The following is a 26,698-nucleotide window of genomic DNA, read 5'->3' as shown; positions in this document are numbered from 1 at the left end:
GGCTCGCATCTCTTCACCAGACAAAGGATGTTCACCATGAAGCTCCGCAAGGTCACCGCCGCGGCGGCCGCTGCGCTCGTCCTCTCCCTCACCGCGACGGCCTGTGGCGACGACAAGGACAGCGACAGCGCCGACACCGGCTCGGGCGGCGGCGACAAGATCAAGATCGGTATCAAGTACGACCAGCCCGGTCTGGGCCTGAAGGAGCCCGACGGTTCCTTCTCCGGCTTCGACGTGGACGTCGCCACCTACGTGGCGAAGGAGCTCGGCTACGAGCCGAACCAGATCGAGTGGATCGAGACCAAGAGCGCCGACCGCGAGAACGCGCTCGCCCGTGGCGACGTCGACTTCATCGCCGCCACCTACTCCATCACCGACGAGCGCAAGGAGAAGGTCAACTTCGCCGGCCCGTACCTGCTGGCCCACCAGGACCTGCTGGTCAAGGCGGACTCGGACATCACTGAGGGCACCGATCTCAACGGCAAGAAGCTGTGCTCGGTGGTCGGCTCGACCTCGGCGCAGAACATCCAGGACGAGATCGCTCCCAAGGCCCAGCTGAGGGAGTACGGCACGTACTCGGAGTGCATCGCCGGTCTGCAGAGCGGCGCCGTCGACGCCGTGACCACCGATGACTCGATCCTCGCCGGCTTCGCCGCGCAGGAGCAGTACAAGGGCCAGTTCAAGCTCGCCGGCCTGAAGCTGAGCAACGAGAACTACGGCATCGGCGTCAAGAAGGGCGACACCGAGACCGTGAACAAGATCAACGACGCGCTGGAGAAGATGGTCGGCGACAACGCCTGGGAGACGGCCGTCAAGGACAACTTCGGTCCGGCCGACTACAAGAACGAGCCCGCCCCGAAGATCGGGAACATCGTTCAGTAACGCGGACATCGCCCTCACGCGCCGCCGCCGTCGGCCCGACCTCACGGCGGCGGCGCGGCACGTCAGCACGGCGGCGGCCCGACACGACCGCCCCCGTGCACCACGTTCGCCACACACCCGGAAGCGCGGGAGATCGTGTTCGACTTTCTTTCTGACTATGACGACCCGAGCCTGCTCGGCGCCTTCTGGGTGACGGTGCAGCTCACCATTTTCTCCGGCATCGGCTCCCTGGTCTGGGGCACCCTCCTGGCGGCCATGCGGGTCAGCCCGGTTCCCCTGATGCGCGGCTTCGGAACCGCCTATGTGAACTTCGTCCGGAACATCCCCCTGACCGTCATCATCGTCTTCACCTCGCTCGGCCTCGCCGACATCTTCGGGATGACGATGGGCGCGCCCGACGACTTCGAGGCCCAGGGCTTCCGCCTGGCGATCCTCGGTCTGGTCGCGTACACGGCCGCCTTCGTCTGTGAGGCGCTGCGCTCCGGCATCAACACCGTCCCGGTGGGCCAGGCCGAGGCGGCACGTGCCCTCGGTTTCAGCTTCAGCCAGGTGCTCGCGCTCATCGTGCTGCCGCAGGCGTTCCGCTCGGTCATCGGCCCGCTCGCCAACGTGCTGATCGCGCTGACCAAGAACACCACGGTGGCGGCCACCATCGGCGTGGCCGAGGCGGCCCTGCTGATGAAGGAAATGATCGAGAACGAGGCTCAGACGCTGCTCATCGGCGCGGTCTTCGCCTTCGGTTTCGTGGTACTGACCCTGCCCACCGGCCTGATCCTCGGCTGGCTGAGCAAGCGACTGGCGGTGAAGCGGTGACTTCGGTTCTGTACGACGCGCCCGGCCCCAAGGCCAAGCGGCGCAACCTGATCTTCTCGGCCGTCTTCGTCGTCCTGCTCGCCCTGCTGCTGTGGTGGATCTGGCGGACGATGGACGACAAGGGCCAGCTGAAGTGGTCCCTGTGGAAGCCGTTCACCCAGTCCGAGGCCTGGACCACCTATCTGCTGCCCGGTCTCGGGGACACCCTCAAGGCCGCGACGCTGGCCATGATCATCGCCCTGCCCCTGGGCGCCTTCTTCGGCATCTCCCGGATGTCCGACCACCGCTGGGTGCGGATGCCGGCCGGCGCCGTGGTCGAGTTCTTCCGGGCGATCCCGGTCCTGCTGCTGATGCTGTTCGCCAACGAGTTCTACGCTCGCTACACGGACGTCAGCAGTGCGGACCGCCCCCTCTACGCGGTCGTCACCGGCCTGGTGCTCTACAACGCCTCGGTCCTCGCCGAGATCGTCCGCGCGGGCATCCTCGCCCTGCCCAAGGGGCAGACGGAGGCCGCGCAGGCGATCGGGCTGCGCAAGGGCCAGACGATGTCCACCATCCTGCTGCCGCAGGCCGTGACGGCGATGCTCCCGGCCATCGTCAGCCAGCTCGTCGTCATCGTGAAGGACACCGCGCTGGGCGGCGTGATGCTCGGCTTCACCGAGCTGCTGAACGCGCGCGGCACGCTCGCGGCCAACTACGCGAACGTCATCCCCAGCTTCATCGTCGTGGCGGTCGTCTACATCGTCCTGAACTTCATCCTGACCAGCTTCGCGAGCTGGCTGGAGGCGAGGCTGCGGCGCAGCAAGCGCAGTACGGGGGCGGTGCTCGGTGCGGAGGACGTGGACGAGCTCAACGCCGCGGAGATCGGCACCCCCGGCACCGGCAAGGGCGGCATCACCTGACGCACGGTCACGTGACCCGAGGGATACGCTGAGCATGGCGTGAACGACACGGAGGCAGTGGCATGATCGCCACTGCCTCCGTCACTTGACGCAAGCACCGGCAATGGGTTGCATACGTTCTGTGATCGTGCACCCTGCTCCAACCTCCTGTTCACACGCGTCCTCCGGGACATCTCTGCGGGCAGGGGGCACCACGCCGTGGACCCGGTGATCATCGTCGGAGCGGGGCCCGTCGGGCTCACGCTCGCCCTGGCGCTGGCGCGTCAGGAGGTGCCGTCGGTCGTACTCGACGAAGGACCCGGCAAGGACGAACCCCGCCCGGCACGCACCGTCGTGCTGCGTGAGGACAGCGCCGCCCTGATGGAGCGGCTGACCGGACTGCCGGTCGGGCAGGCGGGCTGCCGTTGGGCCGGATGGCGGTCGATGCGGCGCAAGCAGGTGATGCGCGAGGTCTCCTTCGACGACTCGGCGCCCGTGCACATCGCCCAGCACGTCCTGACCGGCGCCCTGCGCGCGGCACTGGCCGGTGAACGGCTGGCGCGGATCGTCGTGGACAGCCGCCTCGACGGCATCGAGCAGGAGCCGGCCGGCGTCACCGCCCGCACCCGCGGCCCCAAGGGCACCTGGTGGCGCGGCAGTTACCTGGTCGGCTGCGACGGCCCCCGCTCCACCGTGCGCAAGCTCCAGGACATCCGCTTCCCCGGCCGTACGGCCGTCGAACGGTACGCCGTCGCCGCGCTGCGCACCGACCTCCCCTGGCCCGACGAGGCATTGCTGCACCGGCTGCCGCCGTGGCGGACCTCGGGTCCCTCGGCCGGCGAGGTCACCGCGCGCCCGCTGCCGGACGGGGCCTGGCGCCTGGACTGGCTGCTCCCGCCGGGCAAGGACCTGGTCACCCCCGAGCTGCTGGTCACCCGGGTCCGGGAGACGCTCGCGGGCTGGACGGACGGCTCGACACCGCCGTACGAACTCCTCGACACCGGCGTCCACACGGTGCACCACCGGCTGGCCCGGCGCTGGCGGGCCGGGCGGGTTTTCCTCGCCGGGGACGCGGCGCATCTGCTCGGGGCCCTCGGCACACACGGGCTCGACGAAGGGCTCCGGGACGCCGACAACCTCGCCTGGAAGCTGGCGCTGGCCTGGCATCACGGGCCGCACGAGGCGCTGCTGGACAGCTACCAGACGGAGCGGCGCGCGGTCGTCGCCGCCCGGCTGCGCGCCGCCGACCAGGCGCTGCCGCTGCTGCGCGGCGGCGGGGGCCTGCGGGCGTACGTCCCCGGATCGGCCCGGGGCCATGACGCGCTGCTCGCGGAGGGCCACTTGGGGCACGGGGCGCTGGGTGCGCCGGGGGCGTACGCCGACTCGCCGCTCGCGCCCCGGCACCTGGAGGGCGAGGTGTCCCTCGACACCCCGGTGGGCGCGCCGGTCGCCGATGTACGGGTGACCGCGGAGGACGGCTCGTTCGTACGGCTGCGGGACCGGCTCGGCCGGGGGGCGCTGCTGGTGCTGCTGATCGCGCCGGGCACGGGGGTGTGGGACCGCAAGCACTGGGTGACCGCCGGGATCATGCCGCGGCTCGCGGCGGCGGTGACGGCGCTGCCGCATCCGGCGGAGCTGCTGGTCGCCGAGAGCTATCCGGGCGCCGCCGCCCACACGGTCCTGCTCATCCGGCCCGACGGCCACCTCGTCACGGCGCTCGGCGGGGTGCGCCCGGCCGACCTGTACGCGGCGGCGGAGGCCACCCTGGGCGGCCCGGTCCCGTCGGAGGCGGAGGCGCAGGCCACGGCGGGGTCGCGCTGAGCGGCCCCCGCGGCGTCACCGTCCACATGCTGACGGTGAGTTGACCGGTCCGCACCTCCATGGTGTACTCCGGACCGTGATCGACACCTGTGTGCACCTGTGGCGGAAGGTCCATGTGGACCTCGTCCGCTACGCGGGCTGCATGTGTACCCGGTCCTGCTGAATTCGCGTCTCTCCTCACCCGCGCGCACCGCCGCCGCGCCGTCGCGCGCTCCCCGCGAACCCTCATCAGGACGGTCGACGTGTCTGTCTCCCCCTCCCCTTATGTGTCCACCTCCGCCGCGCCCACGCAGGCGGACCTCCTCGCTTTCGTACGGCGCACCGCGGCCGACGCCGAGCTGATCGCCTCGCTCCCGCTGGACCCCGAGGGCCGCACCTGGGTGCGCCTGGAGGGGCCCGCCGGCAGTGAGGCGTGGCTGATCGGCTGGCCGCCGGGCTCGGGCACCGGCTGGCACGACCACGCGGACTCGGTCGGCGCCTTCGTGACGGCGGCCGGTGAGCTGACGGAGAACTCGCTCGCCGCCCGGCTGCCCACGGACGGCTGGAAGACCCTGGAACTCAGCGAGGACGTCGACCGGGAGCGGCGGCTGCCGGCCGGCAGGGGCCGCTCCTTCGGCCACCACCATGTCCACGAGGTCCTCAACGAATCCCTCGGCCGGCACGCGGTCTCCGTGCACGCCTACTATCCGCCGCTGCCCCGGATCCGCCGTTACAGCCGCAGCGGGCCGATCCTGCGGCTGGAGCAGGTGGAGCGGCCGGAGGACTGGCAGTGAGCGGCGGGCGGCCCCTCGGCGGCGACCGGTCCTTCGGCGGCAACGGGTCCGAACGGCCGGTGGGCATCGACGAGTTGCTGGAGCGGGTGCGCGCGGGCTACGTGCGCATCGGGCCCCGCGAGGCCTACGACGCCGCCCGGTCCGGCGGGGCGCTGCTGGTGGACATCCGGTACGCGGCGCTGCGGGAGCGGGACGGGGTGATCCCGGGGGCGCTGGTGATCGAGCGCAATGAGCTGGAGTGGCGGCTGGATCCGCGCGGGAGCCACAAGGTGCCGGAGGCGAACAGCCATGACCTGCGGGTGGTGCTGTTCTGCAACGAGGGCTACGCGTCCAGTCTGGCGGCGGAGTCGCTGCACCGGCTGGGGCTGCACCGGGCGACCGATCTGACCGGCGGGTTCCAGGCCTGGCGGGCGGCTGGGCTGCCGGTGACGGCTCCTGGGCGGGGTGCGCCTCACAGGACGTCGGGCGGGCAGTAGAGCGGCGCCGTGTCCGCGTTGTGCCTGGTCACCAGGCGGACCGGGGTGTGGGCGATTCTCTCCGCGTCCCAGTCGCGCAGCAGCGCGATGGTGGTCGTCACCGCCAGTTCGCCGGTGTCCGCCGCGGAGTTGGCGACGGTCGCCGCGAACCGGCCGTCCTTGAGGGCGGCCAGGCCCTCGTCGGTGCCGTTGACCGTGACGATCTTCACGGCGTCGGCGCCGGCCGCGTCGAAGGCCTCGCGGACGGCGAAGGCCATGGCCTCGTTGGCGACGAAGGCGTAGTCGAGTCCGGGACGGTCCCGGATCATGGCCGCGGCGACCTTCCCGGCCCTGCCGGGGTCGAACATGCCGGGCTCGTCCGCGACGACCTCGGCGTTGGCCGGCAGCGCGTCCTTGAAGCCGCCGACCAGCAGGTCAGAGGCGGCTCCCGGGGGCCCCCGCGACGATGCCGACCTGGACCTCCTTCCCGGCCGCGTCCTTCTCGATCCAGCCGGCGTCCAGTCGGCCCACATGGTCGAGGTCGACGACGACCGCGCCGAGGATGTCCGAGGTGTCGTCGGGAACGACCGAGGTGAGGAAGACGGGCACGCCGGCGCTCCGGGCCTTGGCGATGACGTCGCGGAGCGCTTCGACGTCCACCGTCTGCACGATGATCGCGTCCACGTCGCGGGCGATCATGTCCTCGATGTTGACCAGCTCGGTGGCCGCGTCCTGGCGGGAGTTGGCGATGTGGAGCTCGGCGAGGTTGTTCCGGGCCGTGTCGTCGACGGACGCCTCCAGACAGGTGTGGAACGGCGAGGTGCCGCCGTTGACGAACCCGAGTGTGAGGGGGCCGTCGACCCCTTCCTCGGTCTGCGGTCGCAGCACGTCACAGCCGCTGAGGAGCAGGCTTCCGGCGAGCACCGACACGGTCAGCGTTCTTCGGCAACGGACGGAACGAGGCATGGCGGGCTGCCTTTCGCAACGCACGGAGGACAGGCCCGTGCGGGAGTCGTCAGGGTCAACTCGTCGGTGGGGGCCACAGACCGTGAAGCCCACTCAGGCTCGAACGTCCGCGCGACGTCGGCAGACGGTACAGCCACCGGGAGCCCGCTCGACCCTCCCGGGAACGCAAGGTAAGCCTGCGCCGCCCGCACTCCGCGAGGCACCTGGTGCCCCGCGTCAGTACCCCTCGCCCTCCGTCAGTACCCCTCGCCCTCCAGGAACTCCGTCTCCTCCCCCTCCGCCTCCAGCGCCTGCCGGACCACCCGCAGCGCCATCCCCTCGGGATACCCCTTGCGGGCCAGCATCCCGGCGAGTCGGCGCAGGCGCTTGTCGCGGTCGAGGCCCCGGGTGGACCGGAGCTTGCGGTCGACGAGCTCGCGCGCGGTCGCCTCCTCCTGCTCCGAGTCCAGCTGGCCGACGGCCGCGTCGATCAGCGTGGAGTCGACGCCCTTGGTGCGCAGTTCCCGGGCGAGCGCCCGCCGGGCCAGCCCCCGTCCGTGATGCCGTGACTCCACCCAGGCGTCCGCGAACGCGCTGTCGTTGATCAGCCCGACCTCCTCGAACCGCGACAGCACCTCCTCCGCGGCCTCGTCCGGGATCTCCCGCTTGCGCAGGGCGTCGGCGAGCTGCTTGCGGGTGCGTGGAGTCCCGGTGAGCAGGCGCAGGCAGATCGCCCGTGCCCGCTCCACCGGGTCTCCCGGGGGCTCCCCCTGCTCGGCCCTCGACGAGGCAGAGGTGCCTCCGTCCTCACCGGACGGCTCTTCGCGACCGCGCCGACGACGCCCCCGGGCGCCGCCCGCGCCACGTGCCCCGCCGGCTCTGCGGCGCGAACCGCCGGCGAGCCCATCGGTCTCCGACGCCGGGCCACCGCCTGCCCGGCGCCCGCCGCCGTACGGTCCGTCCGGGCCGGGGGCGCCGGCCTCGTCGTACGCCGCGCCGTCCGTCCCGGTGGAACCTCCCACGCCCCTCCCGTGCCACTCCCCCGGCGGGTCGGGGCAGGCGTACTCGGCCCAGTCCGTTCGTCGTGTCACGGGTCAGCTCTTGGCTGCGGCAGCCTTGGACTTGGTGGCCTTGGCCGCGGCCGGAGCGGGCACCGTCTTGGCGGCGTCGTCCGGGGCGGCGGACACCGCGGCGTCCACGCCCGGCTCGGCGGCCGGCTCCACCGGACGCACCCCGACGCCCAGCTTCTCCTTGATCTTCTTCTCGATCTCGTTGGCCAGGTCGGGGTTGTCCTTCAGGAAGTTGCGCGCGTTCTCCTTGCCCTGGCCGAGCTGGTCGCCCTCGTACGTGTACCAGGCGCCGGCCTTGCGGACGAAGCCGTGCTCCACGCCCATGTCGATCAGGCCGCCCTCACGGCTGATGCCGTGGCCGTAGAGGATGTCGAACTCGGCCTGCTTGAAGGGCGGCGCGACCTTGTTCTTGACGACCTTGACGCGGGTACGGTTGCCGACCGCGTCGGTGCCGTCCTTCAGCGTCTCGATGCGGCGGATGTCGAGTCGCACCGAGGCGTAGAACTTCAGCGCCCGGCCACCGGTGGTGGTCTCCGGGGAGCCGAACATCACGCCGATCTTCTCGCGGAGCTGGTTGATGAAGATCGCGGTCGTCTTGGACTGGTTGAGCGCGCTGGTGATCTTTCGCAGCGCCTGGCTCATCAGACGGGCCTGGAGACCGACGTGGCTGTCGCCCATCTCGCCCTCGATCTCCGCGCGCGGCACGAGGGCCGCGACGGAGTCGATGACGATGAGGTCGAGGGCACCGGAGCGGACCAGCATGTCCACGATCTCCAGGGCCTGCTCGCCGTTGTCCGGCTGGGACAGGATCAGGTTGTCGATGTCGACGCCGAGCTTCTGCGCGTACTCGGGGTCGAGGGCGTGCTCCGCGTCCACGAACGCGACCTGGCCGCCGGCCTTCTGCGCGTTCGCCACCGCGTGCAGGGTCAGGGTCGTCTTGCCCGAGGACTCGGGGCCGTAGACCTCGATGACGCGGCCGCGCGGCAGACCGCCGACGCCGAGGGCCACGTCGAGCGCGGTCGACCCGGTCGGGATGACCTCGATGGGCTCCTTCGACCGCTCGCCCATGCGCATGACCGCGCCCTTGCCGAATTGCCGTTCAATCTGTGCGAGCGCGGCATCCAGGGCCTTCTCGCGGTCGGTTCCTGCCATGGGTTCCACCCGATTTGCTTGAGTCGATCGCTTCACGTCAAAGACGCTAACGCCTGCCACTGACAATGCGCCCTGACGCCCGTCCGGCCTGTGGATAACTCGGGCACTTCCCTGTCGAAACCGGGGCAATCCACCCGCCGAGCGTCTTGCCGGAGCCTCCATAAGAATGGATGTTCGATTTACGTGTCAAGCGCGCCACGCAGGGCCCCTGACCGCTCTCCCGGGTCCCCGGAACCCTGCGGTTCTATCGTGCGGTCATGACCATCGAGGTGCGTCCCGCGTCGGTCTTCGAAGATGTCCGGGCCGTGCTCGGCCCGAAATCACCCGGAGCCAACGTCTGCTGGTGTCTGAGCTACCGGATCCCGTCCAGGCTCAACAACGAACTGCGCGGCCCGGCCCGCGGCGAGTACGTCGCCGAGCTGTGCCGGGCCGACCCTCCTCCCGGCGTGATCGCCTACGACGGCGACGAGCCGGTCGGCTGGGCCGCCGTGGCGCCGCGCGCGGAGACCTCCTTCGCCCGCAACCGCAAGATCCCGCACGTCGACGAGGTGCCGGTCTGGTCGCTGTGGTGCGTCCGGGTCCGCCCCGGCCACCGCAAGCAGGGAATCTCGCACGCCCTCATCGAGGGCGCCGTGGAGTTCGCCCGCGCGCACGGCGCTCCGGTCGTCGAGGCGTACCCCCTCGACAACGGTGACGCGCGGGTCGATCTGACGATGGCGTACGCCGGTCTCCGCAAGAACTTCGAGCGCGCCGGGTTCGTCCACGTCGCCGACACCACTTCGGTGCTGGCCGGGCATCCTCGGGTCCTGATGCGGCTCGACCTGCGTTGATCGGATCCTGATACGGCTGGAGCTGCGCTGAGCGGATCCTGATGGGGCTCGAGTTGCGCTGAGCGGATCCTGACTTGATGGGGCTCGAGTTGCGCTGAGGGCTCAGACCTTGTTGCTCTCCGGGGCGGGGGCCTCTGCCGGTTGCCGGGCCCACATCCGCCACACGCGCGTGAGCAGACCGGGGCCGCCCGTCCCACGCGCCCGGTGCCCGTGCACACGGGGGTCGTCGGTGACGTCGTACCGCTTCACGTACGCCCCCAGGAACGCCTGGAGCGTGGCGATCGCCGGAATCGCGATCAGGGCACCCACCGCCCCCAGCAGGGCGGTGCCCGCGACGACGGAACCGAAGGCGACCGCGGGGTGCACGTCGACGGTCTTCGCGGTCAGCTTGGGCTGGAGCACGTAGTTCTCGAACTGCTGGTAGAGCACGACGAAGATCAGGACCCACAGCGCGTACCAGGGGTCCACCGTGAAGGCGATCAGCATGGGCAGGGCGCCCGCGAGATAGGTGCCGATGGTCGGGATGAACTGCGAGACCAGACCCACCCAGACGGCGAGCACGGGCGCGTACGGCACGTCCAGCGACTGGAGCAGGACGTAGTGCGCTATCCCGGAGATCAGTGCCATCAGACCGCGTGAGTACAGATAACCGCCGGTCTTGTTCACCGCGATCTCCCACGCCCGCAGCACCTCGGCCTGCTTGGCGGGCGGCAGGACGGAGCACAGGGCGCGGCGCAGTCGCGGGCCGTCCGCGGCGAAGTAGAACGAGAACAGCGTGATCGTCAGCAGCTGGAACAGACCGCCGATGACCTGGGCGGACACGTCGAGGACACCGGTCGCGCTGTTCTGCACGTAGTTGCGCAGCCAGTCCGAGCGGAGCAGGCCCTCCTGGATGTCCACCCGCTTCAGGTCGGTCTGGAAGTGGGCGTTGATCCAGTTGATCACGGAGTCGAGATAGGCCGGGAACTCCTCGACCATGGTGATGATCTGACCGGCGAGCATCGAGCCGAGCAGGGTGACGAAGCCGGCGGACACCCCGATCACGGCGAGGAACATCAGCGCGGTCGCCAGGCCCCGGCGCATCCCGCGGGCGGCCATCCAGCTCACCGCGGGCTCGATGGCCAGGGCCAGGAAGAACGCGATCACGATGTTGATCAGCAGCCCGGTGAGCTGGTGGAAGGCCCAGCTGCCGAGCTGGAAGGCACCGACGAGCGCGAGCGCGAGCACCATGGCGCGCGGCAGCCAGCGCGGCATGCGTGCGGGCGGCTGCGCGGCGGGGCCGTCGGCCGAGGGCTTGGCCGACGGCGTCGTGCCGAACGGAGAGGGGTGCTGGGCGAGCCGCCCGGTGTCGTCAGTGGGTGCCACGGAGCAAGTCTCGCCCACGCCACCGACAATCGGATGCCGTCCTGCGATCTTCGTGACCTGTCAACGCTGTTCCTGTGGCACGTTCATGACCTGGCAGACGACCCGCCACACGTCCTTGGCCTCCCAGCCGGCGTCCAGCGCCTCGCGCACGCTGCGTCCGCCGAGCTCCGACATCACGTGATCGCGCGCGAAGGTCTCGGCGTATCCCGCCGAGCCAAAGTGCTCCGCCATCCGCTCCCAGAAGACCGTCAACCTCATGACATCAGTATCCCGCCCTGAGGGTGGGCCCTCGCCGGGACCCCTCGCCGTGACCGCTTTCCGGCCTACGGTCTGACGCATGGCCGAAACCGGAGCTTCCCCACTCCCCCAGACGCCCCCGGCGCACTCCCCGCTCTTCCGCGCCGAACAGTTCGTGTGGCTCACCGCGCGCGTGCTGGAGCAGCGCCTCTTCGCGCACGACTTCCTGCACGGCGGGGCCGAGCCGGTGGAGACCGCGCTGGACGCCTACCGCAACGACGACGGCGGTTACGGCCACGCGCTGGAACCCGATCTGCGCGGCCCGGTCAGCCAGCCACTGCACACCGCGCACGCGCTGCGGGTGCTGGACGCGGTCGGACGCTGCGGCGGGCAGCGCGTGGAGCGCGTCTGCCGTTATCTGACGTCGGTCTCCACCGCGGAGGGCGCCCTGCCGGGGGTCCATCCCAGCCAGCGCGGCTACCCGGCGGCGCCGTTCATCCCGGTCGTGGACGACCCGCCGAGCGAGCTCCTGGCCACCGGGCCGGTGGTGGGGGTGCTGCACCGCAACGAGGTGTGGCACGCCTGGCTGTTCCGGGCGACGGACTTCTGCTGGCAGGCGGTGGAGTCCCTGGAGAAGTCCCATCCGTACGAGATCGAGGCCGCGGTGGCCTTCCTGGACTCCGCGCCGGACCGCCCGCGCGCGGAGGCGGCCGCGGACCGGCTCGGCCGCCTGGTGCGCCAGCACCGGCTCGCGGCACTGGACCCCGGTGACCTCGCCGCCTATCCGGTGGCGCCCGGCTACGCCCCCACCGAGCACCACTTCCCGCACGACTTCGCGAAGAGTCCGCGATCGCTGGCACGCGCGTGGTTCACGGACGACGAGATGACCCGCTCGCTGGACTTCCTCGCCGCCGAGCAGCAGGCCGACGGCGGCTGGCCCGTCCGCTGGCGCCACTGGTCCCCGGCCCCCACCCTGGAGGCCCGCCCCCTGCTGACCATCACCGCCCTGCGCACCCTGAGAGCGTACGGCCGCCCCATCGGCTGACCTGAGACCGCCCGAGGGCCCACCCCCACGGCCGGACCATCCGGTAACCCGACGCCAGCCACGGGACAGCCCTCCCGCCGCCGCCGGGCCATCCGTACATCCGGGGCATACGGGGCATACGGGGCGAACCACCCCCACCCCCGCGGCCGAACCCTCCGATGACCATGAGGTCAACCGAGGGCCGGATCCCCCACCAGGTGCCCTGAGAACTGCCGAGAACCCACACCCCGTGTCCGACCACCCGGTAACCCCAGGCCAGCCACCCGCACCCCGTGCCCGGACCACCCGGTGACCCGACGCCAGCCACCCGCACCCCGCGCGCGGGCCATCGAATCTCCGGACATCAACCAAGGGCCCGCACCCCCACAGCCGGACCACGGGACCATCCGATGCCCTGACGCCAGCCCAAAGCCCCAGCCAGCCCACCAGGCACCCCCGAGACCACCCGCAAGCCGACATCCGCGCCCAGCCCACCCAGCGCCCCCAATACCAGCCAACGCGGCCCGCACCCAGTCCACCCGCCGCATCCCAGCCCATCCCCCGCCCCCACCTCAGCCCAGAGCCCGCACCCCCGCAGTAACCGCCACAGCCACCCCCACGACCACCAGGAACGGCGCCCGCAGCACCAGCGCCAAGGCCGCCGCGGCGAGCCCCGCCGCCCGGGCGTCCAGTACCAGGGCCCGCCCGTCGGCGAAGGTCTGCTGGGCCGTGAGGGCCGCGAGCAGCGCGACCGGAAGCAGCGCGGCGAGCCGCCGGACCAGGGGCCGCTCCAGGACGCCCGCGGGCACCAGGAGCCCGGCGAGCTTGACGGCGTAACAGCCGAGGACGGTCAGCGCGACGGCGATCCAGATGTTCACCGGTCCCCCTTCCGCAGCCCGCGCCGCCCCTGGGCCCACAGCACGACAGGAGCCGCCAGCGCGGCCACCAGCACCGGCACCCCGGCCGGCAGGACGGGCAGCAGCCCGAGCCCCAGGACGACCGCGGCCCCGGCGACGACGCGCTCGGTCGTGCTCGTCAGCATCGGCGCGAGCAGCGCGAGGAACACGGCGGGTCCGGCCGCGTCGAGACCCCACGCGTCGGTGTCCCCGATGGCCTCGGCGCCGAGCGCCCCGGCCAGCGTGGTGAGGTTCCACAGCACGTACAGGCTGAGCCCGGTCACCACGAACCCGAGCCGGGCGGCACGCCGGGTGGGCTGGGCGAGCGCGACGGCGGCCGTCTCGTCGATGACCCACTGGGCGGCGAACGGCCGCACCGCGCGCGGGAGGGCCAGCACCTGCGACAGGCGCAGCCCGTAGAAGGCGTTGCGCACCCCCAGGAAGAACGCCCCGGCGGCCGCCGCGATCGGCCCGCCGCCCGCCGCCAGCGCCCCGACCAGCGCGAACTGCGACGCACCGGTGAACACCAGAAGGCTGAGCGCACAGGTCTGCCAGAGCGAGAGCCCGCTGCCCGCCGAGGTCACCCCGAAGGCGAACCCGGACAGCCCTACGGCGACTCCGACCCCGAGCCCGTCCCGTACGACCGCGGCGTCCGGCTTTCCTCCGCTGTCCCGTATGTCTGTGAGTGTTGTGTCTGCCACGCCTCGGACGGTAGGAGCAGTCGCCCTCCCCGGTCTTGTACGTTCTTGCGCTCCCGCTGGTACGCCCCCGGAGGCACGCCCACGATCCGGCTGAAGTGCCGGTTGAGGTGCGGCTGGTCGGCGAAGCCCACGGCGACGGCGGCCTCGGCGGGCGCCACGCCGGTATCCAGCAGCCCGCGCGCCCGCCGTACCCGGGCGTCCGTGAGCCAGGTGTGCGGTGGCATCCCATAGGCGTCCCGGAAGGCGCGCAGCAGCGCGAAGGGGCTGGTGCCCAGTTCACCGGCCAGCTTCTCCAGGGTCGGCGCCTCGGCCATCCGCTCCTGGAGCACGCCACGCGCGCGTGCCGCGATCCGGGCCCCCGCCGTGCGCACCTCGCGCTGCGGCAGGACGCCGCCGTTCAGCCGCAGCAGCCGGGTCACGGCGACCCGCAGGAGGGTGTCGGCGGCCAGGGCGTTGCCCTCGTCGGCGGCGCGCAGCACCTGATGGACCAGGGACACCGCGTAGGGATCGTCGAGGACGGGGGACACGAATCCGGGCGTGCCGCGGATCGCCGTGGTCTCGGCCGCGATCTCCGCCACGACCTCGGGCGACGGGTACACCGCCCCGTACCGCCACCCCTCCGGCACCCCGGCCCGCCCGGTGTGCGGGGTGTCCGGATTGACCAGCGCGAGCGCCCCGGCACCCGCGTACTGGTCGGAGCCGCGGTGGTGGAAGACCTCGACGCCGTCGGCGATGGCGGCGATGACGAAGTTCTCGTGGGTGTGCCGGACGAACGTCTTGCGGACGTACCGGGCCCGCAGCAGGTCCACCCCGGGCAGCTCCGTGTACCGCCAGTGCCGCGCCCGCTCGCTCGATCCCGCCATGCCCCCATTCTCACCGCTCCCCGACCGGCGCCGTCGGCGACCGTGTTCGCGCAGGTCAGCGCGATTGTCAGTGGCCGGGTGCAGGATGGACGCATGGTCAGCTCCGCACATCGAGCTCTGGACGGCTTCTCCCCCGCGACCCGCGGCTGGTTCACGGGGGCTTTCTCCGCGCCCACCGCGGCCCAGGCGGGCGCGTGGCAGGCCATCGGCGAGGGCTCGGACGTCCTGGTGGTGGCCCCCACCGGGTCCGGCAAGACGCTGGCCGCGTTCCTGGCCGCCCTGGACCAGCTGGCCTCGACCCCGCCGCCCGCCGACCCCAGGAAGCGCTGCCGCGTTCTGTACGTCTCGCCGCTGAAGGCCCTGGCCGTGGACGTCGAGCGCAACCTCCGCTCCCCGCTGACCGGCATCCGCCAGGAATCCGTCCGCCTGGGCCTGCCCGAGCCCGAGGTCAAGGTCGGCATCCGCTCGGGCGACACCCCCGCCGCCGAGCGCCGCGCCCTGGCCACCCGTCCCCCGGACATCCTGATCACCACACCCGAGTCCCTGTTCCTGATGCTGACCTCGGCCACCCGCGAGGCGCTGACCGGGATCGAGACGGTGATCCTGGACGAGGTGCACGCCGTGGCGGGCACCAAGCGCGGCGCCCACCTCGCGCTCTCCCTGGAGCGCCTGGACGAGCTGCTGCCGAGGCCGGCCCGGCGCATCGGCCTGTCCGCCACGGTCCGGCCGGTCGACGAGGTCGCCCGCTATCTCTCCCCGCGCCGCAAGGTGGAGATCGTCCAGCCGAAGTCGGGCAAGGAGTTCGACCTGTCGGTGGTGGTCCCCGTCGAGGACCTGGGCGAGCTGGGCGGCTCGCCGGTCGCCGAGGGCACTGAGGGCGGGGAGCGTCCGTCGATCTGGCCGCATGTCGAGGAGCGCATCGCCGACCTCGTCCAGTCCCACCGCTCCACCATCGTCTTCGCCAACTCCCGCCGGCTGGCGGAGCGCCTGTGCAACCGCCTGAACGAGATCGCGTACGAGCGGGCCACCGGCGAGCCGCTGGACGAGCACCACGCGCCCGCCGAGCTGATGGGCGGCTCCGGGGCCGCCCAGGGCGCCCCGCCCGTCATCGCGCGCGCTCACCACGGCTCGGTCTCCAAGGAGCAGCGCGCCCTCGTCGAGGAGGACCTCAAGGCGGGCCGGCTGCCCGCCGTGGTGGCCACCTCCAGCCTCGAACTGGGCATCGACATGGGCGCGGTGGACCTGGTCGTCCAGGTGGAGTCCCCGCCGTCCGTGGCCTCCGGGCTCCAGCGCGTGGGCCGCGCGGGACACCAGGTGGGCGCGGTCTCGACCGGCGTGGTCTTCCCCAAGTACCGCGGCGACCTGGTCCAGGCGGCCGTGGTCACCGAGCGGATGCGCACCGGCGCCATCGAGTCGCTCCGCGTCCCGGCCAACCCCCTGGACGTGCTGGCCCAGCAGGTCGTCGCCATGACGTCGATGGACACCTGGCAGTTCGACGACCTCCTCGCGATGGTCCGCCGGGCCGCCCCCTTCGCGTCGCTCCCCGAGTCCGCGTTCACGGCCGTCCTGGACATGCTCGCCGGGCGCTACCCCTCGGACGCCTTCGCCGAACTGCGCCCGCGCGTGGTGTGGGACCGCGTCGCCGGCACCGTCACGGGCCGGCCCGGCGCCCAGCGCCTCGCCGTCACCTCCGGCGGCACCATCCCCGACCGCGGCCTGTTCGGCGTGTTCCTCGCCGGGTCCGACCCCAAGAAGGGCGGCGGCCGGGTCGGCGAGCTCGACGAGGAGATGGTCTACGAGTCACGCGTGGGTGATGTCTTCACGCTCGGCACCAGCTCCTGGCGCATCGAGGACATCACCCGCGACCGCGTCCTGGTCTCCCCCGCGCCGGGCGTCCCCGGCCGGCTCCCGTTCTGGAAGGGCGACCAGCTGGGCCGCCCGCTCGAACTGGGCCGCGCGGTGGGCGCGTTCCTGCGCGAGGTCGGCTCGCTCAGCGAGGAGGACGCCCGGCTGCGCCTGCTGGCCGCGGGACTGGACACCTGGGCCGCCGGCAATGTCCTGTCCTACCTGGCCGAACAGCGTGCGGCCTGCGGCCACATCCCCGACGACCGCACCATCGTCGTGGAGCGCTTCCGCGACGAGCTGGGCGACTGGCGCGTCGTGGTGCACTCCCCGTTCGGTGCCCAGGTGCACGCCCCCTGGGCCCTGGCGCTCGGCGCCAAGCTCTCCGAGCGGTACGGCATGGACGCGCAGGTCATGCACGCCGACGACGGCATCGTGCTGCGCCTGCCGGACGCCGACCTGATGGGCCTGGACCTGCTCGACCGGGAACCCATGAAGGCGGGCACGGAGTTCGACGCCGACCAGGCCCCCGTGGGCGCCGCGGACGTCGTCTTCGACAAGGGCGAGGTCGACCAGATCGTCACCGACCAGGTCGGCGGCTCGGCCCTGTTCGCCTCCCGCTTCCGGGAGTGCGCGGCGCGCGCCCTCCTCCTGCCGCGCCGCACCCCCGGCAAGCGCACCCCGCTGTGGCAGCAGCGCCAGCGCGCCGCGCAACTGCTCCAGGTGGCGAGCGAGTTCGGTTCGTTCCCGATCGTCCTGGAGGCGGTCCGCGAATGCCTCCAGGACGTCTTCGACGTCCCCGGGCTCACCGAGCTGATGGGCGACCTGGAGTCCCGCAAGGTGCGCCTGGTCGAGGTCACCACCCCCGAGCCCTCCCCCTTCGCCCGTTCCCTGCTCTTCGGCTACGTCGCCCAGTTCCTGTACGAGGGCGACTCCCCGCTCGCCGAGCGCCGCGCCGCCGCCCTCTCCCTCGACTCCCGGCTGCTGGCCGAACTGCTCGGCCAGGCGGAGCTGCGCGAACTGCTCGACGCCGAGGTGCTGACCGAGCTGGAGCAGGAGCTCCAGTGGCGCACCGAGGACCGCCGCGTGAAGGACGCCGAGGGCGTCGCGGACCTCCTGCGGCTGCTCGGCCCGCTGACGGACGCCGACCTGGCCGAGCGGGGCGCGGAGCCGCAGTGGGCCCGGGAACTGGCCGGGGCCCGCCGCGCCATCCAGGTCCGTATCGCCGGCGCCGAGCACTGGGCGGCGATCGAGGACGCGGGCCGGCTGCGCGACGCCCTGGGTACGGCGCTGCCGGTCGGCGTCCCGGAGGCCTTCACGGAACCGGTGAAGGATCCGCTGGGCGACCTCCTCGCGCGGTACGCCCGTACCCACGGCCCGTTCACCTCGGTCGCCGCGGCGGGCCGGTTCGGCCTGGGCGTGGCCGTCACCGAGGGCGCCCTCCAGCGGCTCGCGGCGGCGGGGAGGGTCGTCCAGGGCGAGTTCCATCCGGCCGGGATCGGCCAGGAGTGGTGCGACGCGGCGGTGCTGCGCCGCCTCAGGCGCCGTTCCCTGGCCGCGCTGCGGCACGAACTGGAGCCGGTGCCGCCCGCCGCGCTCGCCCAGTTCCTCCCCCAGTGGCAGCACATCGGCAAGGGACACGGACTGCGCGGCATCGACGGACTGGTCCGCGCCGTCGAGCAGTTGCAGGGCGCGTCGGTGCCCGCCTCCGCCCTGGAGAAGCTGGTCCTGCCGTCCCGGGTCGCGAACTACGCCCCCGGGATGCTCGACGAACTGACCGCCGCCGGAGAGGTGGTGTGGGCCGGTGCCGGTGCCCTGCCCGGAAAGGACGGCTGGGTCTCCCTGTACATGGCGGACGCGGCCCCCTTGTTGGTGTCCGCGCCCCACCCCCTGGAGCTGACCGCGCTCCACCAGTCGGTCCTGGACGCCCTGTCCGGCGGCTACGGCCTGTTCTTCCGGCAGATCGCCGACCAGGTCCGCGCCACCACCCACCCCGACGCCACCGATCCCCAACTCGCCGACACGATCTGGGAACTGGCCTGGTCGGGCCGGCTGACGAACGACACCCTGGCGCCGATGCGCTCCCTGCTGGGCTCGGGCCGCACCGCCGGCTCCACCGCCCACCGGGCCAAACGCACGGTCCCGCGCGGGCGCTACGGCTCGCTCACCACCGCCGCCCGCCCCGCCTCCCGCTCGGGCCCGCCGACCGTCGCGGGCCGCTGGTCCCTGCTCCCCGCACCCGAGCCCGACCCCACCGTCCGCGCCCACGCCCTGGCCCGCGCCCTCCTCGACCGGCACGGCGTGGTGACCCGGGGCGCGGTCTCCGCGGAAGGCGTCGAGGGCGGCTTCTCGGCGACGTACCGCGTCCTGTCCGTCTTCGAGGAGAGCGGGCAGGCCCGGCGCGGCTATGTGGTGGAGGGCCTGGGCGCGGCGCAGTTCGCGATGGACGGCGCGGTGGACCGCCTCCGCGCGGTGTCGAACGCCCGCGACCGCGGCGAGGCGCTCCCGGCACCGCCCTTCGAGACCGAGACCTTCGCCGGCCACGACTTCGACGAGAGCGCCGCGCCCTTCCCCACCCGACCGGCCCAACCGGCCCGACCGGACGAGTACATCTCGCCCCGCGACTTCCCGCCGCCCCCGGCCCCGCACCGCACCCGCCCCGCCGCCGACTCCCGGGCCGTCGTCCTCGCCGCCGCCGACCCGGCGAACGCCTACGGCGCCGCCCTGCCCTGGCCCGAGCCGCCGTCCGGCGCCGGACACAAACCGGGCCGCAAGGCGGGGTCACTGGTGGTGCTGGTCGACGGTGAGCTGAGCCTGTACATGGAGCGCGGCGGCAAGACCCTGCTGGCCTGGCCCGCCGCCCCGGACGACGCACCGGCCGACGACCCCCGCCTGCAGGCGGCCGCCGACGCCCTGGCCGCGGCCGCCCGCGCGGGCTCCCTCGGTACCGTCACCGTCGAACGCGTCAACGGCACCTCGGCCCTGACCTCCCCCCTCGGCGTCCTCCTGGAAGGAGCGGGCTTCATCGCCACCCCCCGCGGCCTGCGCCTCCGCGCATGACCAGCCCGCGCCGAATCCGCCACCGCCCCAGCAGACACGCAGAAGTACGCAGCTCCACAACCCCACCGACCCGGCGAACACACATGAGCACGCCACCCCACACCCCACCAGTCCGGCACACACGCAGCACACCGCCACCCCCCACCAGCCCAGCACACACGCAGCACACCGCCCCACAACCCCCACCGGCCCGGAAGACACGCATGAGCACGCCGAGCCACCACCCCCATCAGCCCAGCGGACACGCACAAAGCACGCCCCCCCCCACACCCCCCACCAGCCCGACAGACACACACACGCCCCCGCCCCCAACCCCGCATGCCACCCTTGACCCATGCCCGAAGGAGACACGGTCTGGCAGGCCGCCCGGCGCCTGCACGCAGCCCTCGCGGGCCAGGTGCTGACCCGCAGCGACTTCAGGGTGCCCAAGTTCGCCACGGTCGACCTCGCCGACCGCACCGTCCTGGACGTCACCCCGCGCGGCAAGCACCTCCTCACCCGCGTCGAGGGCGGCCTGACCCTGCACTCGCACCTCGGCATGGAGGGCTCCTGGAGGGTGTACGCCCACCGGGAGCGCTGGACCGGCGGCCCCGCCCACCAGATCCGCGCGGTCCTCGCCACCGCCGACCGCACGGCCGTCGGCTACCGCCTCCCGGTCCTCGACCTCATCCGCACCACCGAGGAGTCCCGGGCCGTGGGCCACCTCGGCCCCGACCTGCTGGGCCCGGACTGGGACCCCGACCAGGCACTGGCCAACCTCCAGGCGGACCCCGCCCGCGCCCTCGGCGAGGCCCTCCTCGACCAGCGCAACCTCGCCGGCATCGGCAACATCTACAAGAGCGAGCTCTGCTTCCTCCTCGGCATCACCCCCTGGCTCCCGGTCGGCGCCCTCCCGCCCGACCGCGCGGCGCACCTCCCCGTGCTCGCCAAGAAGCTCCTGGAGGCCAACCGCGACCGCCCGGTCCGCAGCACGACGGGCCGCCGCGGCCGGGACCTCTTCGTCTACGGCCGCGCACCGCGCCCCTGCCTGCGCTGCGGCACCCCCATCCGCTCCGCCAACCAGGGCGACGGCTCCCGCGAACGCCCCACCTACTGGTGCCCGAGCTGCCAGCGCGGCCCGGCCCCCACACCGGGACATCGCCGCCGTACCACCAATTGACGGACCGTCAGAAACCCTCGTACCGTCCCCTCATGGCCGTCAGCGCGTACGACCTCACCGGACGGACCGCCTTCGTCACCGGCGCCGCCAGCGGCATCGGCCGCGCCTCGGCCGTGCTGCTAGCCCAGGCCGGCGCCACCGTGCACTGCGCGGACCGCGACCCGCACGGACTGGACGAGACGGCCGCCCTGGTCAAGGACGAGGGCGGCACCGCCCACCTCCACCCCCTGGACGTCACGGACCGCGGCCGGCTCCAGCAAGCGGTCGAGTCCTGCGAGCGGCTGGACATCATGGCCGCGATCGCCGGGATCATGCACAGCAGCCCGGTCCTGGAGACCACCGAGGCGGACCTGGACCGCGTCCTGGACATCAACTTCAAGGGCGTCCTGTACGCCTGCCAGGCGGCCGCCCGCCTGATGCTCGCCCGGCAGGTCCGGGGCAGCATCATCACCATGGCCTCGGGCGCCGTCGACACCGGCGGCCCCGGACTGCTCTGCTACGGCGCCGCCAAGGCGGCCGTCGTCCAGCTGACCAAGACGCTCGCGACCGAGGTCGGCCGCCACGGCATCCGGGTCAACGCCGTCGCACCGGGCTGGATCCGCACGCCCATGACGGGCCGCCATGACGATGAGGCGCAGACACGGACACAGCCACAGCCACAGACGCCCACCGAGGCGCTCATGAAGCGGATGGCACCCCTGGGCCGGGTCGGCGAACCGGAGGACGTGGCGCACGCGGTGCTGTACCTGGCCTCGGACGCCTCGGCCTTCACGACGGGTCAGATCCTGCGTCCGAACGGGGGCGTGGCGATGCCGTGGTGACCCCGGCCATCCGCCACGCCCGTACCCATCGTCCCGTGGCCAGCGCGCCCGCGGCCCGCGTCTTCGGCACGCAGTGCACCGGCAGCAGGCTCAGGCCCCACCCCCCGGCGGCGATCGCGCCCTCCAGCGCTCCGGCGTCCGGCGCGACGGCGAGCCGCAGCACGGCCCACCACCACAGCGCCCCGAGCCCGAGCGCAGCCCCCCAGCGCGCTATCCCCGCCATGACCGCCACCTCCAGCCCGACGCTAGATCACCGCCCCGGTCGCTACCAGGGCGCACCGACGGCACACGGGAGCACCCTCGTCAGCCGTTCTCGGCCTGGAACATCCAGTGATGCTTCTCCAGCTCGGCCGTGATGGTGATGAACATGTCCTGGCTGACGGGGTCCGCCTCACCGGTCGCCCCGACGCGCTCCCGCATCCGGGTGATCACCGCGCCGAGCGCGTCCACCATCGTGCCCACGGCTCCCGCGTCCTTGATCCAGCCCTCGGGCGCGGTCTCGATACCGCTGGCCGAGGCCACCGTCGCGGCGCGCCCGTCCGGCGGGACGCCCAGCGCCGACGCTCGCTCGGCGACGGTGTCGGAGTGCGTGCGCGCGGTGGTCACGACCTCGTCGAGCTGGAGATGCACGGAACGGAACCGGGGCCCGATCACGTTCCAGTGGATCTGCTTCGCCACCAGGGCGAGGTCCACCAAGTCGACGAGAGCGCCTTGCAGCGCCTCGGACACGGTCTTCAGGTCGGCCTCGGACAGCGGGCTCTTCACGACGTACATCCATATGCTCCGTTCGGTGTGCCGGCCCCGAGTCCACGCCCTCCACGATGCACGAAAGCCCCGGCCGTCGCCTCTCCAGTTCTCCTGGAAAGACCCGGCCGGGGCTTCGCACACGTCCTCAGCGCATGATCAGGTCAATGCGCCATGCGCGTGAGACTCACGCGGCGACCACGTCCACAGCCTCCGCGGGCGCCTTGATGGTCACCCGTTCCGGTGGCACACCGGTCACCGATACGGAACCCAGCATCGGTCGGACCGACGTGGGCACGGGCTCGCTGGGGGTGGCCGCAGCAGACTGGGCCAGCTCGGCGAGAGCGAGCTCGTCGCTCACTTCCCGCATGAGCTCGGACATCCGTACGTCCAGCGCGTCGCAGATGGCGGAGAGCAGCTCGGAGGAAGCCTCCTTCTGCCCCCGCTCCACCTCGGAGAGATAGCCGAGCGAAACTCGGGCGGACGAGGAGACTTCGCGCAGAGTACGGCCCTGGCGCTGGCGCTGCCGACGCAGCACGTCACCCAGCAGGCGACGGAGCAGAATCATCGGTGGCTCCCTCCTCGGACCGCGTAGCCGCATCCTTCACGCCCCACCGTACCGCCTTGCGCTGCGGCCGTGCGGGGAGCGATGTCGTGTTCACTCAGGGCTGCAAACATCAAAACCCCCCGTTCTGTTCCGTATCCTGTGCCCGCTCATTCTCTGGCTGTTCGCTCGCGAGCTGCCGCAGGAGCAGCGCGAGTACGCTCCGTACACTCTCCATACGAATTTCCGCCCGGTCGCCGTTCAACCGCAGCGAGGCCACTTTCCCGCCACCGGCGGATCCGGAATCCGCCGGGCGGGGCCCGTCCACGGCCACGTAAACGGTTCCCACGGCCTTCCCGTCCTGCTCCTCCGGGCCCGCCACTCCGGTCGTCGCGATGCCCCAGTCGGCGCCGAGAACCTTGCGCACGCCCGCCGCCATCTCGGCCGCCACCTGCGGATCCACCGCTCCGCGCCGCTCCAGCAGGCCCGCGTCGACCCCGAGCACCCGGTGCTTGAGTTCGGTGGCATAGGCGGTCACCGAACCCCGGAAGGCCTGCGACGCCCCGGGGGCCGCTGTGATTTCCGCCGCAACAAGGCCACCAGTGAGCGACTCCGCGACAGCGAGCGTCTCGCCCCTCACGGTCAGTAGTCGCACCACTTCAGCGGCGGGGGAATTCACGCTTCCGCCTCCTCCAGCGCGGCCTTGCGCTCCGCGATGCCCTGCCTGCGCAGCACAATGGCTTGTCTTACATAGTCGAGCCCGGTCACCACGGTCAGCACGACCGCCGCGCCCATCACCCAGAACCGAAGAGTGGCCAGCCATCCCGTCAGCGCCAGGATGTACATCCCGACGGCCACGCCCTGCGTGAGCGTCTTGAGCTTGCCACCCCGGCTCGCCGGGATGACGCCGTACCGGATGACGAGAAAACGCAGCAGGGTGACGCCGAGTTCCCGGCCGAGGATCACCGCGGTCACCCACCACGGCAGATCACCGAGCCCGGACAGACAGATCAGCGCCGCCCCCATGATCGCCTTGTCGGCGATGGGGTCGGCGATCTTCCCGAAGTCGGTGACCAGGTTGTACGTCCGCGCCAGATGACCGTCGAACAGGTCGGTGATCATGGCAACCGCGAAGGCCGCCCAGGCGAACGAGCGCCACGCCGGGTCATAGCCGCCGTCGGCCAGCATCAGCGCGACGAACGCGGGGACGAGCAGCAGCCGGAGCATGGTCAGGAGGTTGGCGACGTTCCAGACGCTGGCCTGGTTGACGGCCGCCGCCGCGATCTTCCCGCCCCGCACGGGCTTCGCGTCCCCGGGTTCGCCGGAGACCGCGGCCGCCGCCTTGGAGGAGCCGCCCGCGGCGGATGCCGGGACTCCGGTCATCTGGCCGCCTCCTCATCGGGTACGAACGAGCCCTGGAGCGGCTCGGCCACCAGGTCGACGCCCTCGGTGCCGACCACCTTCGCCTCGACCATACGACCGACACTGAGGCCCTCGCCGCTCGTGAGCAGCACCTGGCCGTCCGTCTCCGGCGCCTGGTGCGCGCCGCGGCCGTACACGCCCTCCTCGTCCACGGACTCCACGAGGACCCGCACGGTCTCGCCCAGGCGTTCCTCGGCCCGCTGCGAGACGAGCTGCTCGGCCAGCCGCGAGACGCGTGCCAGGCGCTCGGCGACGACGTCGACGTCCAGCTTGCCGTCGTACGTCGCCGCTTCAGTGCCCTCCTCGTCGGAGTAGCCGAAGACGCCGATCGCGTCCAGCCGCGCGTGGTTGAGGAAACGCTCCAGCTCGGCCAGATCGGCCTCGGACTCGCCGGGGAAGCCCACGATGAAGTTGGAGCGCACGCCCGCCTGGGGAGCCTTGCTCCGGATGGTGTCGAGCAGCTCCAGGAAGCGGTCGGTGTCGCCGAAGCGGCGCATCGCGCGCAGCACGTCGGGCGCGGAGTGCTGGAAGGAGAGGTCGAAGTAGGGCGCGACCTTGGGGGTGGAGGTGAGGACGTCGATCAGGCCGGGGCGCATCTCGGCCGGCTGGAGGTAGCTGACCCGCACCCGCTCCAGGCCGTCGACCGCGGCCAGCTCGGGCAGCAGGGACTCCAGCAGGCGGATGTCGCCGAGGTCCTTGCCGTAGGAGGTGTTGTTCTCGGAGACCAGCATGATCTCCTTGACGCCCTGCTCGGCCAGCCAGCGCGTCTCGTTGAGCACGTCGCTGGGGCGGCGCGAGATGAAGGAGCCGCGGAAGGACGGGATGGCGCAGAAGGTGCAGCGCCGGTCGCAGCCGGAGGCGAGCTTCACCGAGGCGACGGGGGCGCCGTCGAGCCGGCGGCGCAGCGGGGCGCGCGGGCCGGAGGCGGGCGCGAGCCCTTCCGGGAGGTCCGCCGGCGCGTGCCCGGGCAGCGCCACGTCGGCGGCCGATTCCTGCCGCTCGGCAGGGCTGATCGGCAGCAGTTTGCGCCGGTCGCGCGGGGTGTGCGCGGCGTGGATGCCGCCGTTCAGGATGGTCTGGAGCCGGTCGGAGATGACCGCGTAGTCGTCGAAGCCGAGCACCCCGTCGGCCTCGGGCAGCGCCTCCGCGAGCTCCTTGCCGTACCGCTCGGCCATGCAGCCGACCGCCACCACCGCCTGGGTTCTTCCGTGCCCCTTGAGGTCATTGGCCTCCAGGAGGGCGTCGACGGAGTCCTTCTTGGCGGCGTCGACGAAGCCACAGGTGTTGACGACGGCGACATCCGCGTCGGAGGCGTCCTCCACGAGATCCCAGCCGTCCGCCTCCAAGCGGCCTGCGAGCTCCTCCGAGTCCACCTCGTTACGGGCGCAGCCAAGAGTGACGAGTGCGACGGTACGGCGTTCAGGCATGGACTCAAGACTACTTTGTCTCGCTGACACCCCACGTCGACGGGGTTGGCCGATCTTGGCCGACCCCGTCCTCTCGCGCAGTGTGCTCAGCCGGCCTGGGGGTCGCCCTTGGTGTAGGTGAGGCGCTCCACGGCTCCCGGCTGCCAGTTGTCGTCGATCTTCTTGCCGTTGACGTAGAGCTGGATGACGCCCGCGTCCCCGAGGACGAGGTTGATCCGCTCGCTGTCCTGGAAGGTCTTGGACTCGCCCTGCTTGAGCAGGCCGTCGAAGAGGAGTCCGCCGGTGTGGTCCTTGGCGGAGATCCAGCTCTTGCCGTCGGCGGCGCTGACCTGGACCGTCACCTTGTCCTGGGGCGCGGCGGCGATGGCGCTGTCGGACGGCTCCGGCTTCGGGTCCTCGGGCTTCTCGGTCTTGGGCTTGGTGGTGGCGGAGGTGCCGGCCGAGGGCGTGGCACCCTCGGCGACCGTCGCCGAGCCGCCGTCGTCCTCACCCTTGAACGCGGTGAATCCGACGAAGCCGACCACGGCCACGATCGCGGCGACCATCGCCGCGGTCCAGTTCGGCCCCCGCCGCTCCGGGCGGATGCGTTCCGCCTCGAACAGCGGCGCCGCAGGGGTCGGCGCGGGCCGACCGCCGTGGTCCGCGTCGTACTGGGCGAGCAGCGGGCCGGGGTCGAGGGCGACGGCCCTGGCCAGGGTCCTGATATGGCCGCGGGCATACACGTCCCCGCCGCACGGGGCGAAGTCGTCCGCCTCGATGGCGTGCACGATGGGCAGGCGGACCCGGGTGGCGTTGCTGACGTCGTCGACGGTCAGTCCGGCAGCGATACGCGCCTGCTGGAGAGCTCGGCCGACGGAGAGGCGGGCTTCGTCGGAAACGTCTTCGAACGGACGCTCGTCTTCAGGGGAGTTGCCGATGGACACGGGGGCGCCTTTCGAGCGTGTAGCCACCTGTGCTGGAAGTTCAGTCTA

The 26,698-nt window shown here is 72.2% G+C and carries 28 protein-coding genes; 12 read left to right on the top strand and 16 right to left on the bottom strand.

Going from position 1 to position 26,698, the window contains the following annotated elements; genetic code table 11:
- Positions 1-36 precede the first annotated feature (36 nt).
- The 7 genes from ACWD1Z_RS27490 to ACWD1Z_RS27460 all read left to right on the top strand — a co-directional run bounded on the left by ACWD1Z_RS27490 (position 37) and on the right by ACWD1Z_RS27460 (position 5,646).
- A complete protein-coding gene (locus ACWD1Z_RS27490) occupies positions 37-882 on the top strand; it encodes a glutamate ABC transporter substrate-binding protein (protein ID WP_451122269.1) in 846 nt (281 codons plus the stop codon).
- 135 nt (positions 883-1,017) lie between these two features.
- Entirely contained in the window at positions 1,018-1,695 is a 678-nt protein-coding gene (locus ACWD1Z_RS27485) for an amino acid ABC transporter permease (RefSeq protein WP_451122268.1), read from the top strand.
- Complete coding sequence (locus tag ACWD1Z_RS27480) at positions 1,692-2,597, top strand: amino acid ABC transporter permease (RefSeq protein ID WP_451122267.1); 906 nt, start codon at positions 1,692-1,694, stop codon at positions 2,595-2,597. The genes ACWD1Z_RS27485 and ACWD1Z_RS27480 overlap by 4 nt, the downstream gene beginning before the upstream one ends.
- A gap of 198 nt (positions 2,598-2,795) precedes the next feature.
- Complete coding sequence (locus ACWD1Z_RS27475; RefSeq protein WP_451122266.1) at positions 2,796-4,397, top strand: FAD-dependent monooxygenase; 1,602 nt, start codon at positions 2,796-2,798, stop codon at positions 4,395-4,397.
- Between the two features lie 76 nt (positions 4,398-4,473).
- Positions 4,474-4,560, top strand: coding sequence for a putative leader peptide (locus ACWD1Z_RS27470; protein WP_451122356.1), 87 nt, complete (start codon positions 4,474-4,476; stop codon positions 4,558-4,560).
- A gap of 79 nt (positions 4,561-4,639) precedes the next feature.
- On the top strand, positions 4,640-5,170 hold the full coding sequence (locus ACWD1Z_RS27465; RefSeq protein ID WP_451122265.1) for a cysteine dioxygenase: 531 nt from the start codon (positions 4,640-4,642) through the stop codon (positions 5,168-5,170).
- Positions 5,167-5,646, top strand: coding sequence for a rhodanese-like domain-containing protein (locus ACWD1Z_RS27460; RefSeq protein WP_451122264.1), 480 nt, complete (start codon positions 5,167-5,169; stop codon positions 5,644-5,646). Before ACWD1Z_RS27465 ends, ACWD1Z_RS27460 begins: the two co-directional genes overlap by 4 nt.
- On the opposite strand, the gene ACWD1Z_RS27455 is transcribed toward ACWD1Z_RS27460, so the two are convergent.
- The 4 genes from ACWD1Z_RS27455 to recA all read right to left on the bottom strand — a co-directional run bounded on the left by ACWD1Z_RS27455 (position 5,622) and on the right by recA (position 8,792).
- Entirely contained in the window at positions 5,622-5,993 is a 372-nt protein-coding gene (locus tag ACWD1Z_RS27455) for a sugar ABC transporter substrate-binding protein (protein WP_451122263.1), read from the bottom strand. The two genes, ACWD1Z_RS27460 and ACWD1Z_RS27455, sit on opposite strands and share 25 nt — an antisense overlap.
- Positions 5,994-6,060: 67 nt before the next feature.
- Entirely contained in the window at positions 6,061-6,555 is a 495-nt protein-coding gene (locus tag ACWD1Z_RS27450) for a substrate-binding domain-containing protein (RefSeq protein ID WP_451122262.1), read from the bottom strand.
- A 272-nt stretch (positions 6,556-6,827) separates the two neighbouring features.
- The gene (gene recX / locus ACWD1Z_RS27445) at positions 6,828-7,661 is read right to left on the bottom strand and encodes a recombination regulator RecX (protein ID WP_451122261.1); all 834 of its coding nucleotides are present in this window, start codon (positions 7,659-7,661) and stop codon (positions 6,828-6,830) included.
- Positions 7,662-7,664: 3 nt separating this feature from the next.
- Positions 7,665-8,792 carry a recombinase RecA gene (recA, locus tag ACWD1Z_RS27440; RefSeq protein WP_451122260.1) on the bottom strand — a complete coding sequence of 376 codons (1,128 nt, stop codon included), beginning with the start codon at positions 8,790-8,792 and terminating at the stop codon, positions 7,665-7,667.
- 257 nt (positions 8,793-9,049) lie between these two features.
- On the opposite strand from recA, the gene ACWD1Z_RS27435 reads away from it, so the two are divergent.
- Positions 9,050-9,622 (top strand): GNAT family N-acetyltransferase, encoded by a 573-nt coding sequence (locus ACWD1Z_RS27435; RefSeq protein ID WP_389420973.1) that lies wholly within the window; start codon positions 9,050-9,052, stop codon positions 9,620-9,622.
- 102 nt (positions 9,623-9,724) lie between these two features.
- Here the strand turns inward: ACWD1Z_RS27435 and ACWD1Z_RS27430 are convergent, their stop codons facing one another.
- Positions 9,725-10,987, bottom strand: a complete 1,263-nt coding sequence (locus ACWD1Z_RS27430; RefSeq protein ID WP_451122259.1) for an AI-2E family transporter — start codon at positions 10,985-10,987, stop codon at positions 9,725-9,727.
- A gap of 60 nt (positions 10,988-11,047) precedes the next feature.
- Positions 11,048-11,245: a DUF3046 domain-containing protein gene (locus ACWD1Z_RS27425; protein WP_451122258.1), complete on the bottom strand. Its 198-nt coding sequence runs from the start codon at positions 11,243-11,245 to the stop codon at positions 11,048-11,050.
- Between the two features lie 79 nt (positions 11,246-11,324).
- Here ACWD1Z_RS27425 and ACWD1Z_RS27420 point away from each other — a divergent pair, with 79 nt between their 5' ends.
- Positions 11,325-12,269, top strand: coding sequence for a hypothetical protein (locus tag ACWD1Z_RS27420; RefSeq protein WP_451122257.1), 945 nt, complete (start codon positions 11,325-11,327; stop codon positions 12,267-12,269).
- Between the two features lie 551 nt (positions 12,270-12,820).
- Here ACWD1Z_RS27420 and ACWD1Z_RS27415 read toward each other — a convergent pair.
- Genes ACWD1Z_RS27415 through ACWD1Z_RS27405 form a run of 3 tightly spaced genes read right to left on the bottom strand, consistent with a single transcriptional unit; the run spans position 12,821 to position 14,708 of the window.
- On the bottom strand, positions 12,821-13,126 hold the full coding sequence (locus ACWD1Z_RS27415; protein WP_451122256.1) for an AzlD domain-containing protein: 306 nt from the start codon (positions 13,124-13,126) through the stop codon (positions 12,821-12,823).
- Positions 13,123-13,845, bottom strand: coding sequence for an AzlC family ABC transporter permease (locus ACWD1Z_RS27410; RefSeq protein WP_451122255.1), 723 nt, complete (start codon positions 13,843-13,845; stop codon positions 13,123-13,125). Before ACWD1Z_RS27410 ends, ACWD1Z_RS27415 begins: the two co-directional genes overlap by 4 nt.
- Positions 13,752-14,708, bottom strand: coding sequence for an AraC family transcriptional regulator (locus ACWD1Z_RS27405; protein WP_451122254.1), 957 nt, complete (start codon positions 14,706-14,708; stop codon positions 13,752-13,754). The genes ACWD1Z_RS27410 and ACWD1Z_RS27405 overlap by 94 nt, the downstream gene beginning before the upstream one ends.
- A gap of 93 nt (positions 14,709-14,801) precedes the next feature.
- Between ACWD1Z_RS27405 and ACWD1Z_RS27400 the strand changes: the two genes are divergently transcribed.
- The 3 genes from ACWD1Z_RS27400 to ACWD1Z_RS27390 all read left to right on the top strand — a co-directional run bounded on the left by ACWD1Z_RS27400 (position 14,802) and on the right by ACWD1Z_RS27390 (position 21,590).
- Positions 14,802-19,610: an ATP-dependent helicase gene (locus ACWD1Z_RS27400; protein ID WP_451122253.1), complete on the top strand. Its 4,809-nt coding sequence runs from the start codon at positions 14,802-14,804 to the stop codon at positions 19,608-19,610.
- Between the two features lie 334 nt (positions 19,611-19,944).
- Positions 19,945-20,769: a DNA-formamidopyrimidine glycosylase family protein gene (locus tag ACWD1Z_RS27395; RefSeq protein ID WP_451122252.1), complete on the top strand. Its 825-nt coding sequence runs from the start codon at positions 19,945-19,947 to the stop codon at positions 20,767-20,769.
- 32 nt (positions 20,770-20,801) lie between these two features.
- Entirely contained in the window at positions 20,802-21,590 is a 789-nt protein-coding gene (locus ACWD1Z_RS27390) for an SDR family NAD(P)-dependent oxidoreductase (protein ID WP_451122251.1), read from the top strand.
- Here the strand turns inward: ACWD1Z_RS27390 and ACWD1Z_RS27385 are convergent.
- The 7 genes from ACWD1Z_RS27385 to ACWD1Z_RS27355 all read right to left on the bottom strand — a co-directional run bounded on the left by ACWD1Z_RS27385 (position 21,538) and on the right by ACWD1Z_RS27355 (position 26,650).
- Complete coding sequence (locus ACWD1Z_RS27385; RefSeq protein WP_451122250.1) at positions 21,538-21,813, bottom strand: hypothetical protein; 276 nt, start codon at positions 21,811-21,813, stop codon at positions 21,538-21,540. The two genes, ACWD1Z_RS27390 and ACWD1Z_RS27385, sit on opposite strands and share 53 nt — an antisense overlap.
- Before the next feature lie 80 nt (positions 21,814-21,893).
- A complete protein-coding gene (locus ACWD1Z_RS27380; RefSeq protein ID WP_451122249.1) occupies positions 21,894-22,364 on the bottom strand; it encodes a Dps family protein in 471 nt (156 codons plus the stop codon).
- Between the two features lie 157 nt (positions 22,365-22,521).
- Positions 22,522-22,902 (bottom strand): helix-turn-helix domain-containing protein, encoded by a 381-nt coding sequence (locus tag ACWD1Z_RS27375; RefSeq protein ID WP_015657463.1) that lies wholly within the window; start codon positions 22,900-22,902, stop codon positions 22,522-22,524.
- A 109-nt stretch (positions 22,903-23,011) separates the two neighbouring features.
- Positions 23,012-23,557: a CinA family protein gene (locus ACWD1Z_RS27370; protein ID WP_451122248.1), complete on the bottom strand. Its 546-nt coding sequence runs from the start codon at positions 23,555-23,557 to the stop codon at positions 23,012-23,014.
- Entirely contained in the window at positions 23,554-24,261 is a 708-nt protein-coding gene (gene pgsA, locus ACWD1Z_RS27365; protein ID WP_451122247.1) for a CDP-diacylglycerol--glycerol-3-phosphate 3-phosphatidyltransferase, read from the bottom strand. Before pgsA ends, ACWD1Z_RS27370 begins: the two co-directional genes overlap by 4 nt.
- Complete coding sequence (rimO, locus tag ACWD1Z_RS27360; protein ID WP_389420959.1) at positions 24,258-25,727, bottom strand: 30S ribosomal protein S12 methylthiotransferase RimO; 1,470 nt, start codon at positions 25,725-25,727, stop codon at positions 24,258-24,260. Before rimO ends, pgsA begins: the two co-directional genes overlap by 4 nt.
- A gap of 86 nt (positions 25,728-25,813) precedes the next feature.
- A complete protein-coding gene (locus ACWD1Z_RS27355; protein ID WP_451122246.1) occupies positions 25,814-26,650 on the bottom strand; it encodes a helix-turn-helix domain-containing protein in 837 nt (278 codons plus the stop codon).
- Between the last annotated feature and the right edge of the window lie 48 nt (positions 26,651-26,698).

The sequence above is a fragment of the Streptomyces sp. NPDC002784 genome, assembly GCF_053592135.1.
Note: the sequence above shows the minus strand (reverse complement) of the source record. Positions and strands in the feature narration are given on the sequence as shown.